The sequence below is a fragment of the Nocardia sp. NPDC055002 genome (assembly GCF_053608825.1).
Map to the genome: position 1 here is coordinate 64,952 of NZ_JBSGWE010000001.1, position 16,362 is coordinate 81,313.

General features: G+C 67.9%; 8 protein-coding genes. 4 read left to right on the plus strand and 4 right to left on the minus strand.

Going from position 1 to position 16,362, the window contains the following annotated elements; translation table 11 throughout:
* Positions 1–154 precede the first annotated feature (154 nt).
* On the plus strand, positions 155–949 hold the full coding sequence (locus ACWF99_RS00305) for an SAM-dependent methyltransferase (RefSeq protein WP_452533700.1): 795 nt from the start codon (positions 155–157) through the stop codon (positions 947–949).
* 81 nt (positions 950–1,030) lie between these two features.
* Here the strand turns inward: ACWF99_RS00305 and ACWF99_RS00310 are convergent, their stop codons facing one another.
* Positions 1,031–2,011, minus strand: coding sequence for a zinc-dependent alcohol dehydrogenase family protein (locus ACWF99_RS00310; RefSeq protein WP_452533701.1), 981 nt, complete (start codon positions 2,009–2,011; stop codon positions 1,031–1,033).
* Positions 2,012–2,114: 103 nt separating this feature from the next.
* Between ACWF99_RS00310 and ACWF99_RS00315 the strand changes: the two genes are divergently transcribed.
* Positions 2,115–2,684 (plus strand): TetR/AcrR family transcriptional regulator, encoded by a 570-nt coding sequence (locus ACWF99_RS00315; protein WP_452533703.1) that lies wholly within the window; start codon positions 2,115–2,117, stop codon positions 2,682–2,684.
* Positions 2,685–2,777: 93 nt separating this feature from the next.
* On the opposite strand, the gene ACWF99_RS00320 is transcribed toward ACWF99_RS00315, so the two are convergent.
* Positions 2,778–3,983, minus strand: coding sequence for a PucR family transcriptional regulator (locus ACWF99_RS00320; protein ID WP_378653292.1), 1,206 nt, complete (start codon positions 3,981–3,983; stop codon positions 2,778–2,780).
* Between the two features lie 140 nt (positions 3,984–4,123).
* Here ACWF99_RS00320 and ACWF99_RS00325 point away from each other — a divergent pair, with 140 nt between their 5' ends.
* Positions 4,124–5,593: a long-chain-fatty-acid--CoA ligase gene (locus ACWF99_RS00325; protein ID WP_452533705.1), complete on the plus strand. Its 1,470-nt coding sequence runs from the start codon at positions 4,124–4,126 to the stop codon at positions 5,591–5,593.
* A 47-nt stretch (positions 5,594–5,640) separates the two neighbouring features.
* A complete protein-coding gene (locus ACWF99_RS00330; RefSeq protein WP_378628453.1) occupies positions 5,641–6,498 on the plus strand; it encodes an alpha/beta fold hydrolase in 858 nt (285 codons plus the stop codon).
* A gap of 87 nt (positions 6,499–6,585) precedes the next feature.
* Here ACWF99_RS00330 and ACWF99_RS00335 read toward each other — a convergent pair whose 3' ends face one another.
* Together ACWF99_RS00335 and ACWF99_RS00340 are read right to left on the minus strand one after the other, a co-directional pair.
* Entirely contained in the window at positions 6,586–9,075 is a 2,490-nt protein-coding gene (locus ACWF99_RS00335) for an FAD-dependent monooxygenase (protein WP_452533707.1), read from the minus strand.
* A gap of 35 nt (positions 9,076–9,110) precedes the next feature.
* Positions 9,111–16,274 (minus strand): amino acid adenylation domain-containing protein, encoded by a 7,164-nt coding sequence (locus ACWF99_RS00340; protein WP_452533709.1) that lies wholly within the window; start codon positions 16,272–16,274, stop codon positions 9,111–9,113.
* Between the last annotated feature and the right edge of the window lie 88 nt (positions 16,275–16,362).

Genomic DNA, 16,362 nt, shown 5'->3' on the forward strand with positions numbered 1-16,362 from the left:
AACAACTCGAAGGAGTCGACTCGTGCTGATGACCTACGACGCGGAAGCGACGTCGCGATGACCTATCCGCAAGGCCTCGTTAGCTTGCCCATCCAATTCTGTTGCACCGCAACAACAGGCACAACTTGCGATGCCTAAGCGGCAGGAGCCCGCAATGACCACCGCCGACCCGTACCGGCCCACCCCCGCGCGCCTGCACAATGCGATCCTCGGTGGGAAGGACTACTACGCGCCTGACCACGCGCTGGCTACCAGCCTGGCGACGAACAACATCACGCCCGCGATCACCAAATCACGCCGGTTCATCCTGCGCGCGGTCGAGTACTTGATCGACCAGCACGGGGTTTCCCAGTTCGTCGAACTGGGCTGCGGCTACCCGCACGCCCCGAACATCCACGAGATCGCAGGAGGCCGGAACGACGACCTCACCCGAATCCTCTACATCGACAACGATCCCGTTGTCGCCGCCTACGGCCGTGCCCTGCTGACCGGACCGAACCGCTTCTTTACCGATACTGATCTGACCGACACTTCGGCGGTCCTCGGCGACATCATTGCGGTGATGGACACAGCCAGGCCGATCGCGGTGTTTGTGTCGGGGACCGCGGAACTGATCAGTGACGCTCCAGCGATGGTCACGGCGTTGACCGACCGCCTTGCTTCCGGGACATGGATGGTGTTCACCCACATCACCGACGACGTCCACAGTCACCAGATCCACTCAGCCGCCGAAACTTTCCGCAGTGCGGGCATCGCCTTCCACTCACGCGGGCGCGACGAGATCACGGACATGCTCACCGGGTATCGGCTCGTCACGCCCGGCCTCATCGCCCCACACCGGTGGCGACCCATCCCCAGCGGCGGGGTGCGCGCACTCGCCACCACGCCGCGACACCGCGCGGCGTCGGATCTGAGTGCTTACGCCGCAGTGGGCCGACTCCACCGATGACCGCACTGCGTTCACTGTCTCTGCCTCGCTCCCAACGCGATCTGGACGACAGTGGGCACGAGGACGTCCGCCGGGTCGGCGTCAAATGGTGACAACGACTTTGCCGGTGTGGTGGCCCTGTTCCAGGTAGCGGTGGGCGGCGACGATGTCGTCGAGGGTGAACACGGTGTCGACGATGGGGCGCAGTGCGCCGGTGCGGATGCCGGCGGTCAGGAACGCGGTGATGCGGTGCACGACCGCCGGGTCGAGGGTGTGTTCGAAGCTCATGTACCGGATCATGGTGATCGGGCTGGCCGGATACGGTGCCGGCCGGGGATCCAGCCAGCCGACCGAAATCAGCCTGCCGCTGAATCGCTTGGCCGCGTCGGCAAGTTCGGCGAGGCCGGGACCCATGACCGAGTCCAAAACGATGTCGGCGCCGATGCCGTTGGTGTGACGGTGGGTGGCCTCGACGACATCGTCGCGGTCGGTGACGATGACGGCAGCGGCACCGGCCGCCAGCAGGGTGCGTTCTTTTGCGGCGCTCCGGGTGACGGCGAGGGGGATCGCGCCGATCTGGTTGGCGATCTGGATGGCGGCCAGGCCGACACCGCTGGAGGCTGCGGTGATCAGGACATGGTCGCCGGGTTGCATCCCGGCCTTCTCTACAAGCGCGCCGTAGGCGGTGGAGTACGCCACCCACAACGCTGCTGCACTGGTGGCATCCAGTCCGGCGGGCCTGGCGACGACCCGGTCGGCGGGAAGGATGAGGTGTTCGGTGTAGGTGCCGTTGGTGTCCATGTCGGGCACGGCCGTGACGACGACCGCATCACCGGTGGCCCATCCTTCGACGCCCGAGCCGAGGGCGTCGATCGTGCCGGTCGCTTCGATGCCGAGGCGGGCGTGTGGCAGGCGGATCGGTCGCGGTGACATGCCCGCGCGGATCATCTGGTCGAGCCGATTGATACCGATGGCTTCGACGCCGATCCGCACCTCGCCGGGGCCGGGGTTCCCGACCGGTTCGTCGACGATCTGCAGGACTTCGGGGGTGCCGGTCTCATCGAAGACGACGACTCGTGACATGGGGGCTCCTGATCGCTCATCTATTTCTCGTACATTCGTTCTATAAATATAGATAGTACAGTCGTTCTAGGAATGTCAATCGTGGTGGATCGGGAGGCAAGTGATGGCAGGACGTCCGGTCGACTATCAGCGCAGGGACGAATTGCTCGACGCGGTAGTGGATTACATGGTCGAGCACGGGCTCTCCGAGTTGTCGTGGCGGCCCGTCGCCGCCGGCCTCGGCGTCTCGCCGACCACGCTGGTGCACCACTTCGGCACCAAGGAGCAGATGCTCCAGGTCGTCCTCGAGCGGTTACGACGGCGCATGTTCGCCGCGACCAGTGACGCCGCGGGTCCGCATCCCGACCTGGCAACGGCAGCGCGTGCGGTCTGGACGCGAACCTCCGACCCACGCATGCAGGCGGAGTTCCGGTTGTTCTTCGCCGCCTACGGACGCGCCCTGCAAGCTCCCCAGCAGTTCGCGGACTTCCTCGACCACGTAGTAACCGATTGGATGACCTCATTGCGCGAGGCACAAATACCGGACACCGATGTTGAGACCGCGACCCGCACAGCCACATTGGTGATCGCGACGATTCGCGGACTGCTGCTCGACCTTCTCACCACCGGCGACCGGAACCGGGTCCAGGATGCCGCCGAAAGCTTCCTGAGCGCCCTCGAACGCCGACCCTAATCCTCGCCAACCCCTTGTGAGGCAGGGCAGCAGGTAGCGCGAAGGTTGGAATGGATCGCCAGCACGGGTAAGGGCGAACTCCGGGTCCACAGGTCACAGGCGTTGATCCGCGCGCACTGTGGCCAGTACCTTCCAAGCCTGTAGTGCCGCACCGAGATCGCGGACTGCGGCGGGGTCGGTGAGGGAGCGGCCGGTGAGTTTCTCGATGTGGCGGAGGCGGTAGCGCACCGTGTTGGCGTGCAGGTAGAGGCGTTCGCCGGTGGTGGCCGCGGAACCGCCTGCGGCGAACCAGGTTTCGAGGGTTTCCAGGAGGCGGTGGCGGTCGTCGTGGGGGAGGGCGAGTACCTCGTGTAGGCGCAGGTCGACCATGCGCGCTGCCTCCAGCGGTGCGGCGGCGACCACCATGCCCAGCGGATTGTCGTCGAATCGGGCGACGCCGGAGGTGTGATCGCCGAGGCCGACCACCGCGAGCCGGGCGAAATGCAGGGCCTGCGGGGTGTCGGTGAGTGACTCGTAGGGTGGGCTCATGCCGACGCGCGCTCGGAATTTGCGCAGCGTGGCCAGCGTGGTGGACTCCTGATTGGCCGGGAGCGCGAGAACGCCGATCTGCTGATCGGGGCGCAGTCGCCAGGCGGAGATGATCTGCGCACGGCGCAACTCGGTCTCGATGCCGGGCAGCGCCTCCCGGCCCGCGGCGCTGACCTCCGCGGCGACCACCACATAGCGCCCCCGCGGCGGCAGCCCGAGAACACGCGTGGCCTCGCCGAGGGTGGCCGGGTCGGCGATGACGCCGGTGAACAACGCCTCGACCAGCACCGACCGCTCGTGCTCACGCTGCAGCACGAGTTCTGAGCTCATCTCCCGGTAGGCGGCCGCGACGGCGACGGAGTACTCGCCTGCCAGCGCCCACACCTCGGCCGCCAGATCGACGAGGACGGCGTCGGTGACCGCCGGGTGACGTCTGGCCTCGGCGACCAACTCCGACCACAGGAATTCGAATCCGATCCGGAAGGCGTGCAGGGTCTCGGCCAGCGGCACACCCTGCTGGGCGCGCAGCCTGCCGGTTTCCTTCGGCGGCTCGGGATCCACCGGTTCGGCGGTGGTGAAGTGCTGCACCATCAGCGTCAGATTGCGGGTGCAGGAGGTGTGGATCGTGTCGAACGGAACCTGGTTCTCGTTGCGGTAGGTCTCGAGTTCGTCGACGAATCGCCGGGCCAGCTGTAGTCCGAGGTCGTCGATGCGCGCGAGCAGTGCCGCGGCGACGTCGACGATCGGGCTCGGTGGCGATGTTCGGACCATTTCCGCAGCTTACCGGGGGTGCGGTTGTTCCCGCGGACAATGCTTTCGCGGCGATGTTGTCCGGCGATCCATGGGATCGCGGTCACAGCGGTGCGACGATTTTCGCGTTGTCGACCGCTTTCGTCCCCGAGGATCTGCCGATGCCCGCTCTGAGCGAGAACCTGCTCCACTCCGCGCTGCGCCACCCGAACCGGCCGGCGCTGCGCTCGGGTACGACCGTGCTGACCTACGACGAGCTCGAGGAGCGCACCGCTCGGGTCGCCGCCTTTCTGCGCGAGCGCGGTATCGAGCCGGGGGACCGGGTGGCGCTGATGCTGCCGAACGTGCCGGAATTCGTCGTGCTGTACTACGGCATCCTGCGATCCGGCGCGGTGGTCGTGCCGATGAACCCCTTGCTCAAATCGCGCGAAGTTGCCTATTACCTGCGGGATTCCGAGGCTGCGCTGTTGTTCGGCTGGGTCGACGGACCGGGTGAGGGTCCGCATGGCGCGCGGGAAGCCGGGACCACGGCACTCACGATCGATGCCGACCTCTTGGCTGAATTGCTCGCCGGGCACGACCCCTGCCGCGGCGATCGCTCGATCACCGCCGAGGAACCGGCCGTGATCCTCTATACCTCCGGCACCACCGGCACGCCCAAAGGCGCCGCGCTGTCGCATTCCGGGTTGGTGCACAACGCCGACGTCTATTCCACAACCGTGCTCGATATCGGCACCGACGACGTGATCCTCGGCTGCCTGCCGCTGTTCCACACCTTCGGGCAGACCTGCGCGATGAACGCGGCGATCCGCAGCGGCGCCTGCCTGACCCTGGTGCCGCGCTTCGAGCCCGCGGCGGTCTTCGAGGCGATCGCGCGCGATGGTGTCACCGTGTTCGCCGGTGTGCCGACGATGTATTCGGCGCTGCTGCACGACCCGGGCGCCGCCGAGGCCGATGTCTCGACCTTGCGGCGCTGCGTCTCCGGCGGCGCCTCGCTGCCGGTGGAGCTGTTGCACGGCTTCGAAAAGCGTTTCAGCTGTGTGATTCTCGAAGGTTACGGGTTGTCGGAGACCAGTCCGGTGGTCGCGTTCAACCATGCGGGACAGCCACGCAAACCGGGCTCGATCGGTACGCCGATCCGCGACGTCGAGGTCGAACTCGTCGACAGCATCGACGGAATCGGCGAGATCGCGGTGCGCGGCCCCAACGTGATGCTGGGGTACTGGCGCCGACCTGCCGACACCGCCACGGCGATCCCCGACGGCTGGTTTCGCACCGGTGACCTCGCCCGCCGCGACGAAGACGGCTACCTCTACATCGTCGACCGCAAGAAGGACATGATCATCCGCGGTGGCTACAACGTGTATCCGCGCGAGATCGAAGAGGTGCTCTACGAGCATCCCGAGATCACCCAGGCCGCGGTTATCGGGATCGCCGACGCGCATCTGGGCGAGGAGATCGTGGCCGCCGTCGCCCTGCGCGCCGGCGCGACCACGACCGGCGAGCAGATCCAGGAATTCGTCCGGGATCGGGTCGCGGCCTACAAATACCCGCGGCAGGTGTGGTTACTCGACGCCCTGCCGACCGGGCCGACCGGCAAGATCCTCAAACGCGCCATCACCGGTCCGTGAAAGCCACCGTCGCACAACACTGTCCGCACATCACACAGGAGTGATCCATGTTCAGCTACCCCAGCAGTGACGGCACCACCATTCACGTCCGGTCCTGGCTGCCCGTCGGCGACGACGTCACCGGCGTTGTCCAGATCGCGCACGGCATGGGCGAACATGCCGCGCGCTACAGCCATCTCGCCGAACGTCTCGTGGCGCTCGGCTACGCCGTATACGCCGCCGACCATCGCGGACACGGACACAGCATGGCCGGCGCACCCGGTGACCTCGGCGCCAATGGCTGGAATCTGCTCGTCGAGGACATGACGGCGCTCACCACGATCCTGCGCGAGATCCATCCCGATCGGCGGGTGGTGTTGTTCGGGCACAGCCTCGGCTCGTTCGCGGTCCAGCAGTACCTGCTCGATCACGACGCGCTGGTCGATGCCGCGGTCCTGTGCGGTACCACCGCGGTGGATGAACTGTTCGTCGAGATCGCCGCCGCCGACGGCGACCTGCTCGCCCTGTTCAACCGGGAGTTCCAGCCGACCCGCACGCCCGCCGACTGGCTCAGCCGCGACGAGGCCCAGGTCGATGCCTACCTGGCCCACCCATGGTGCGGGTTCGAGATCGACGCGGTGAATATGGCATCGCTGGCGAAGCTGGGCAACGAACGGCTCGCCCGGCCCCGCGGCATCCGGGCAGACCTGCCGCTGTATGTCATGGTCGGTGGCAGCGACCCGCTCAATGACGGTGCGCGACTGAGTGATCTGCAGGTGCAGCGCTACCGTGACGCCGGGCTCACCGACATCACCTACCGCGTCTACCCGAACGCCCGCCACGAAATCCTCAACGAGATCAACCGCGACGAGGTGGAGAACGAACTCCTCGCGTGGATCTCGCGGGACCGTATTCCGGCGATCTAGGTGCCGTCGCGTCGATACCGAACGACCACGGCCCTTCGGTATCGAGAGCGATACCGAAGGGCCGTGGTGGTCGGTCGGGGGCGGAACTCAGTGCACAGCAGCGACTTCCGGCGCGGAAACCACGCTGAGCAGAGCGTCGACGAGGGTGTCGATCAACGCGTCGGCGCGTTCGGGCGACAGGAGCCCGTCGATGTAGCCGAGATTCAACGACAACGCGTCGGTGCCGTGACCGACTGTCAGCATCATCAGACCGCTGATCGACATGCCGGAGACTACCTCGGCGCCGGAGACAACCCAGTTCCCGATACGGGCAGGGAAATCGCGAGTGTCGACGAAGGTCAGGCACAGATTGCCAGGTCCGCGGGCGTCCAGCAGGCCGACCACCTTGTCCGGTCGCGCCGGTGTCTTGGGCAGCATGAAGCCGATTCCACCCAGGTTGGCCAGGTGCTGGCGCTGTTCGATACGACTCGCGAAGTCGGTGGCGAACGCGGTGGCCGTCTGCCACAGCGGCTGTCCCGCCGGTGTGGGCAGGGCGATCATCGCCTGGTAGGCGCCGGTGTGGGTGGCGTCGAGCGGTCGCTCGAGCTGCTCGCGGAACAGTACCGAGACACCGACCGGGAAGTGGGCTTGCGGTGCACCGGCATCGTTTCCGGCCGCGCGCGCGAGTGCGGCGGCGACCAGACTCGACAGTGGTACGTCGTGTTCAGCGCAGGCGGCGAGGAGCGCCTGGTACTGGGTCCCGTCCACCACCCGCCGCGTCAGCTTGGTGAAACGCCGCGTGGGCGCGACTTCGGTGCCCGCGCTGACTCGCACCGGTTTGACCCGCAGATCGCGCAACCCATCGGCCGCCAGACGGGCGATGGCCTTGCGCTTGCCTCGCCAGCCTTGGAAAGGCCGGGGGAACAACGCTTCCGGCGCGGGGGGCGCGGGCACCTCGGCAACCCAGCCGACGGTTTCAGCGGCGAGCTCGAGCACTTGCCGGGCGAACGACAGCACGGTCACCGCGTCGGCGATGGTGTAGGTGGAGGTCAGCACGAGGTCGTGGACGCCCGGTGCGGCGGTGATCAAGGTGGCGCGCAGCAGCGGTGCCCCGGCCTCGAATCGTGTCCGCAATTCGGCGTCGACCTCGGCGGCCCAGTCCTCGGAAGTCACCTCGCGCAACGGAATCGGCTCAATCGCCACCGGGACGAAGCGTGGATTGCGGCCGTCATCGCTGCGCACCTCGGCATGCAGCATCGGATGCCGTCGAGTCAGTGCGGCCAGACCGGCACGGACCGTATCGGCGTCGAGATCGCCGGTGACGCGCACACGCGACACGATGTGCAGCGGCGCAACCTGATCCACCGTCCAGTGCCAGCGTTCGAGCGTGGACAACGGCCGTGGCAGTGCGGCGACCGGTTCGAGATCGCCCAGACCGGGCCACGTCATCGGTTCGGCGAGACTGGCCTGCAGTTTCGCCTCGTTGCCCTTGGCGATGAAGCCGTCGCGAACGACGATCAGCGCCCGATTGCGGGTCTGTTCGAGCCGGCCCAGCTTGCGGGATCCGTCGACGAGCATCGTGGTGCGCGGAATCCGCCGCTGTTCGTAGACCCGCAACGCGGTTACGGCGTTGTCGTGGGTGGCGAGCGCGTGCGCGAGCACCACCGCGTCCTCGATGGCAGAGTTCGCGCCCTGGCCCAGGCTGGGCAACATCGGGTGGGCGGCGTCGCCGAGCAAGGTGACCCGGCCGCTGCCCCACGCGGTCAGTGGCGGACGGTCCTGAGCGGGCAACGCGAGAATGTCCGATTCCGGTGTGGCGGTGATGATCTCGGTGATCTCGGGTGCCCAGCCCGCGAATCGGGTGAGCAGATCGTCTTTGCCGTGCGGCCAGTCTGCGGCCTGCTCGGCGGTGGTGGTCAGGGTGGCCCACCAGTAGACATTGCCGTGTCCGATGTCGTGGATGCCGAAGCGCATGCCCCTGCCCCAGTAGTGGATCGAGGCGCCGGGCTCGATCGCCGGGTGCGCGAACGGCACCAGCGCCAGCCAGCACACGAACTTGCCCGGTCGCGGAGCCTCGGCGCCGTGCAGCTGGGCGCGGATCGCGGAGTTGATTCCGTCCGCGCCGATCAGCACGTCGGCGCTCAGGGTGCGGCCGTCGGCGAACTCGACCTGCACCGCGTCGGCGGTCTCGGTGAACGCGACCGCCTCGGCGCCGAGCTCCACCCGCAGGTCGTCGCCGCAGGCTGCCAGCAGCACGTCGTGGAGGTCTTTACGGGCGAGTGCGACTGCGGGAGCACCCAATTCGGCGTCGATGCCGGACACGTCGACGCGTCGCATGTCCGAACCGTCGGGCCGGCGGAAGGTGAACGACCGCGCCTGTGCGCCCGCTCGGAGCAGTTCCTCGTCGATGCCGAGATCGAGCGTGCGCAGGGCGTTCATCGCGTTCGACTGCACCGACAGACCGAATCCGGCCGCGCGCAGTTCCGGGCCGCGCTCGCACAGCACGACATCGATTCCGGCCCGGCGCAGGGCCGCGGCGGTGGTGAGACCGCCGATGCCTGCGCCGACCACTAGTGCCGACTTCACGGGAGAGTTCACTGGATTTCCTTGCTGTGTAGCGGGATTCGTCAGAGTCATGATGCGGTCGCCGCCGCTTGTTCGAGCAATCGAGCCAGTCGTGCGGCCACCTCGGCGACGTGCGGGGATTGGATCAACGTCAGATGGTCACCTGGTACCTCGACGACCTCGAGGTGTCCTGCCGCGTAGGCATCCCAGCCGTTGGTCGGGTCACGGTGCAGGGTGCCCGCCCGGTCATGGGCGGGACGAAGCACCTGCGGCAATGGCAGCGCGGCGCGCAACAAGGTGATGTCGCCATCGTAGGCCTGCGGCCGGTAGGCGTCGATCGCGCGCCACCCCGCCACGAACACCTCGAACAACCGCCGGACCAGCGCACGGGATCCGGTCGGCGGCAGCACGCCCGCTTCGACGGCAGTGGCGAGGATGAAGTCGAAGACGGCGTCGTCGGTGTCGAGCTCCTGCGGGATCTCGATCACCGCGGTGTCGGCGCCGCGCGCCAGCCACAGCAGTTCCCACAGGAAGAACTCGTAGAGCGCGTGTTCGGGCACCGGCATGCCGTCGCCGTGGCGCACCGTCATGGTGTCGATCAGGGCTAGGGTGCCCACCTCGTGACCGGCCTCGGCCAGCTGGCGCGCCATTTCGAAGGCGACCATCCCACCCAGCGACCAGCCGCCCAAATGGTAGGGCCCCGCCGGTTGGACGCGGCGCAGCGCGGCGATGTAGTTGCCCGCCATCTCCGCGATGGACTCGGCCGGGGTACTGCCCGTCTCGAGGCCCGCGGCCTGCAGGCCGTACAACGGCAGCCCCTCGGGTAGGTGTTTGCTCAATTCGATGTAGCACAGCACATTTCCGCCGATCGGGTGCACGAGGAACAGCGGTGTCCCGGTACCCGGTCGCAGCAGCACCAGCGGATCGAAACCCGACTCGGCACGTTCGTCGAGCTGCGCGGCCAGGGCGGCGACTGTGGGGCCGGTGGCCAGGGTGGAGACCGGCAGCGACACCCCGTAGCGCTGTTCGATGGACACGATCAGGCGCATCGCGGTCAGGGAAGTACCGCCGAGAGCGAAGAAGTCGTCGTACACGCCGATTTCGGGCAGGCCGAGTGCTTCGGCCATCAGTGCCGCCAGCCCTGATTCCGCGGGCGTGCGTGGGCGAACCCGGGCCGCGGAGGTGGCGGCGGGCAGTGCCATTGCGGCCAGGACGGCGTCGGCCCGCTTGCCGCTCGGGGTCAGCGGCATGGCGTCGAGCCAGACCAGCCGACTGGGAATCATGTAGTCCGGCAACCATTCCCGCAGTGCGGCGCCGATCTCCGGCTCGTCGACATCGGCACGGGAGCCGACCAGGAACGCCACCAGGGCGGTGTGGGCGCTGGAGGCCGCTGCGGCGGTGGTGTGCGCCACCACGGCGACTTCGCTGACGCCGGGCAATTCCGCGGTGACACGGTGCAGTGCCAGCTCGACTTCCATCGGTTCCACCCGGTGACCACGGATCTTGACCTGTCCACCGCGGCGGCCGTCACTGATCACCTCACCGCCGGGCAGTCGGCGTCCGATATCGCCGGTCCGGTACAGCCGACGCGGCGGTGCGAACGGGTGCGGAACGAAGGCGGCCTCGGTGAGATCGGGCCGGTGCTCGTAGCCGTCGGCGAGCGCGGCGCCGCCGAGGTAGATCTCGCCGGGCACGTGGTCGGCGACCGGGCGCAGCCGGTCGTCGAGGACGAGGATCTCCACGCCGTCGATGGCGGTGCCGATCGGTGGCAGCGCCGGGAACAGCGCCGGGTCGCCGGTCATCGTGTATCGGGTGGCGACATGGGTTTCGGTGGGACCGTACTGGTTCTCCAGCAGCACGTCGGTACCTGCCGCGCACAGCGCCCGGATCTCGTCGGTGACGCGGAGTTGCTCGCCGGAGGAGGTGATCACCCGCAGCCCGGCCGGTGCCGTGCCGAGCCGGATCGCGGCCTCGGCCAGTTGCTGCAAGGCCACATAGGGCAGGAAGATCCGTTCGGCGCCGGTGCTCGTGAGCACGCGGGCAAGGGCGGGTAGATCGCGGCGCTGCTCCTCGCTCAGCAAGATGAGGCGACCCCCGCCGCACAGCGTCGAATAGATCTCCTGGAATGACACATCGAACGACAAGGGGGCGAATTGTGTTGTCGCCGGGGCCCGTTCGACACCGGGCAGTACCCCGCTGGTGGCCGAGAGCTGCCAGCGGATCAGGTTGGCCAGCGCGCGATGCGGCATGGCCACACCCTTCGGCGTCCCGGTGGAACCCGACGTGAACAACACGTACGCGGTGGCCTCGGGATCGCTCGCCGGCAGTTCGGCGGTGATTCCGGGTGCGAGCAGTTCGTCGAGGGTGAGTCGCGAATACCGGGGTGGTACCAGAGTCTCGTGGCCGGCGCCGGTGATCACCGCGAACGGCTGTGCCTGGTCCAGCATCGCGTGCAGGCGCGAGGTCGGATAGCTGACATCGAGCGGCACGCAGGCCGCGCCCGCCTTGGCGATTCCCAGAACTGTCGCGATCTGCTCGGGTGATCGGTCCAGGGCCACCGCGATGCGGTCGCCCTGGCGTGCCCCGCGCGCCACCAGTGTTGCCGCGACCCGGTTGGACAGGGCGAGCAGCTCCACGTATGTCATTGCCCGACTGCCGAATTCGACGGCAACCGCATCGGGTGTGCGGGCCGCGCGGGCATCGAAGAGGTCGATCACCGTGCCAGCGGCCGGTGCGGCAGCCAGCGTCTCCGGGGAGGGAGCCAGCGAGCCGAAGTCCACTGTGGCCGAGGGATCGCCGGTGAGCAGGTCGAGGACCCGCAGGTAGGTTTCACCGATGCCGATCAGCTGGTCACGGGTGTAGGTCGCGGGGTCGCCGTCGACGCGCAGTGCCAGCGTTCCGTCGAGAGGGTTGCGGATCGCGTTGACCAGCAGCGCGAAGTTGGTGTCCTCGCGAATGTCGATGCCGAGCAGAGTCACATCCAGCGCGTCCATGGCCGCGCCCGCGGCATGGAAGTGCACATAGTTGAACGCGGTGTCGAGGACCACGCCTGCTTCGCGCTGGATGTCGGTGAGCGGGAACCGCTTGTGCTGTGCGCTGTTGCGCTCCCGCTCGAAGACACCGGTGAGCACCTCACGCCCACTGCGGCCGCTGAAGTTCAACCGCAGTGGCATCGTGTTCAGGAACAGCCCGGCCATGCGCTCGGCATCGATGCGCTCGGGCCGCCCGTGGGTGACGACGCCGGTGGTCACATCCGTGCGACCGGACAACAGGCCGACGGTGCACAGGTGTGCGGCCAGCAGGACCGCCTTGACCGGGATATGCGCGGCGGCGGCCACCTCGTCGGCACGTGCCAGCAACTCGGCGCCGACCGGAACCGGCACCGAAACACGCGCCTGCGGCGGACCCGCGGCCGGTGTGGCGTCCACGGGAACATGGGGGCGCAGCCCGGGAACGCGGATCGTCTCCGCACCGTCCAACTCCCTCGCCCAGTACTCCCGATCGGCCGGATCATCGAGTGAATCGCGCTCGGCACGAACATATTCGGCGAAGGACGGAAGCTCGGTGGGGAACTCGCCCGCGCCCCGATAGTCCGCCAGCAGCTCCGAGATCAGCGTCGCCACACTCCAGCCGTCGAGAATGGCGTGGTGGAACGACAGCACCAGCTCGATCCGGTCGGCGAGCCGGAACACCGTGAGATCGAACAGGCCCGGCTGCTCGAAGGCATACCGGCGCAGGCGTCGTCGCTCGATATGGTCACGAACCAATGCCTCGGCCTCGTCGGCTTCGGTCGCGCGCAGATCGACGATCGTCAACGGGGGATCGAGGTGGGCGTGCACGAGTTGCAGCGGCTCGGAATAGCCGGCGAGCTCGAAGGAGGTGCGCAGCATCGGGTGCCGGGCGATCGATCGCGACGTCGCGGCACGCAGTGCCGCCTCGTCCCACGGCATCCGCAGCGAATACCGGAAAACATCGTGGTAAAGCGATGATTCGGCACGTTCGCGGCTGTGGAACAGCATACCCAGCTGCAACCTGGTCAACGGGTACGCGTCCACCACATGCCGCAGGCGGGCCCGGTCGATCCCGGCCACGAGCTCGAACGGGGCGAGGGCGACCGCGGCGACGGCACCGGTGCCCGCCCGCTCGGCCAGTTCGGCGATGGTGGGGCATTCGGCGATGTCACGAGCACTGATCACCAGCCCCCTGGCCTCGGCCCTGGCTCGCACGCGCAGCAGCAGAATCGAGTCGCCACCGAGGTCGTAGAAATTGTCGAACACCGACACCGACTCGCGGTCGAGCACCTCGCGCCAGATGAGCGCCAACTGTTCCTCGACCGGTGTGCGCGGTGCGGTGTGCTCGACGGTCGAGTTCTCGGCGGTGATCGCCGCGAGCGCGGCGCGGTCGGCCTTGCCGCTCGGGGTCAGCGGGATCGCGTCGACGCGAACGAACAGCGACGGAATCATGAACTCCGGCAATGTCTTCGACAAGGCAGCACGCAGTGCGGCGGGCTCCGGTGCGGATGCCGCCACGCAGTAGGCGGCCAGATAGGTGGCGCGATCGGGTGCGGCCCGGTCGATGACCGTGGCGGCGGTGATGCCGGGCAGCGCGGCCAGCGCGTTCTCGACCTCGCCCAGCTCGACCCGGTTGCCCCGGATCTTCACCTGCCGGTCGATGCGTCCCAGGTACTCCAGTTCACCGTCGGCGAGGCGGCGAGCCAGATCGCCGGTGCGATACATCCGCTCGCCCGGATGGAACGGGTCGGCGACGAATTTCTCCTCCGTCAGTTCCGGGCGATCGCGGTAGCCGCGTGCCAGACCAGCTCCGGCGATGCACAATTCGCCCGCGACGCCGACCGGTTGGGGCTGGTCGGACGGGCCGAGCACGTACAGGCGGGTGTTGTCGATCGGTCGGCCGATCGGCACCCGGGTCACCGTCTGGGCCGGATCGACCGGGCAGTCGTAATAGGACACGTCCACCGTGGCCTCGGTCGGGCCGTACAGGTTGACCAGACGTGGCGCGCGGGCACCGAGCCCGGCGAAAGTCTGATTCCACCGGTTGACCTGATGGGGGAGCAGCGCCTCGCCACTGCAGAACACCGTCCGCAGACCGGCGGCGGTGTCCACCGCGGTCGGGTCGGACTCGAGCAGATCCAGGAAGGGCGTCAGCATCGACGGCACGAAATGCATGACCGTGACACCGACGTCGGCGACGGCGGCGAGCAGTTCACGCGGATCCTTCTCACCGCCCGGCCGCAGCAGTGCCACCTGGGCACCCTCGAGCGCCCACCAGAACAGCTCCCACACCGACACGTCGAACGAGGACGGCGTCTTCTGCAGGATCACATCGGTGGGGGCCAGCGGATACTGGCGCTGCATCCAGCCGATCCGGTTGAGCACCGAATGATGCTCGACCACCACACCTTTGGGGCGACCGGTGGAACCGGATGTGTAGATCACGTAGGCCGGGTCGGTGCCGGTCGGGACCGGAGTCCGCGCCGGGGTGTCCGTCGACCAGTTCTCCGGCGACAGCGCGAGCCCGCCGGATATCTCGGTGTCGGTCAGCACCACCTTGGCGGCACTGTCGGCCAGCAGGTAGGCGATTCGGTCGGCAGGATAGCCGGGGTCGATCGGGACATAGGCGGCTCCGGCGTGCAGAGCGCCCAGGATCGCGACGAGCATGTCCGGACCGCGTTCGAGCAGCACCGCGACCAGATCGCCCGCCTCGACCCCGGAATCGCGGAGCACGCCGGACAGGGCGGCGGCACGGTCGGTGAGCTCGCGGTAGGTGATCGAGTCGCCGGTCGCGGTGTGGACCGCGACCGCGTCCGGCGTGCGCTCGGCCTGAGCCATGATGCGGGCGATGACGGTGGTCTGGTCCTCGTAGGGACGTGCTGTCGCGCGAGCGCGGTCGACCAGCAGGTCGTGCTCGGCCGCCGACAACATCGGCAGCAGTGACGGTTCGGTGTCGACGGCGTCGATCCCGGCGTGCAGCAACGCGATCAGGTGATCGGCGACGGACTCGATCGGGTAGTCGGCATCGAAGATGTCGGCGGCGTGATCGAGGCGGATCAGCAGCGGCCCGTCGTCGTCGATCTCGGAGATCGTCCAGGCCATCGCCAGCGGGCTGTACCCCTGGGAGGGTTGCTGTACCTCCTCGAGTCCGTCGATCAAGCCCGCGGCCGAGGGCAGGCGGGGGTAGGCGACCGTCACGTCGAACAGCTGTCTCGCCGGGTTGCCGAGGCGGCGCAGCTCACCCATGAGATCGCCGAGCGGATAACGCTCGTGCTGCTTCATCCGGCGCACATCGGCTTTCACCGTCGATACCAGTTCGCGCACGGTGCGCGGGCCCGCCGTCCGGATGGACAGTGGAAGCGTGTTGGCGAAGTGGCCGATGGTGGCCTGCTCGGTGGGGTTGGCACGATTGCCGAACGGAATGCCGATGGTGACCTCGTCGGCGCGCAGGACCCGCGACAGGTAGAGGCCGAGCATCGCACAGAAATACGGGTACAGCGACAGCCCTGATTCGCGAATCCGGTTGACCAGCAAGCGATCCAGCGTGAACTCGTATGCCGTGACCGGTGCCAGTCCCTCGGTGGCGCGGGGCCGGTCGAACAGCGCGGGGGTGGTGGTGGTCAGCGCGGAGACCAGAGCGTCGCGGTCGAGGAGGTACTGATCGCTCGCCCGGTAATCACGCTCGAACGGCAGGCACCCCAGAAACGAGGACCCCGGCAGCTCGATCGGATTCCCCGCCGCCGTCGTGGCGTAGTCGGTGAGGATCTGAGCGCCGATATGGAACAGCCCGGTCGCGTCGGCGGCGACGTGGTGGGTGGTCAAGACCAGGTAGGACGATTCCGCGCCGGCGCGGATGATGTGCGCCCGGAAGGGCACCGCCCCGGTGAGGTCGATCGCCGAACCGGTGAGCACCTCGATCCGGCGCTGCGCCTCGGCATGCGGATCGGGGGCAGCGCCGACATCGATGACCTGGACCTCCGGCATCGGATCGGACGAGAGCTCCTGGTAGGGAACACCGTCGAGGACGCGGTACCGCAACCGCAGACCGTCGTTGCGCGCCCAGGTCCGCTCGATCGCGGCGACCATCACGTCGACGTCGACGGCGAGGGAGAAGCGGCCGACCACAGTGGACAGGTAGCTGGGCAGACCGGGAAAATGTTCCACGATCGTCCAGATGTCGCGCTGATAGGCAGTCAGTGGATGGCGCATGGAAACGGACATGGATATACCCCTGAGGTGAAGAGCTGAAATGTGCTCGATCGCGCGGCGCTGCAGCGATCCGAATTCCGTCCGGTGGCGGTCTTCGCCC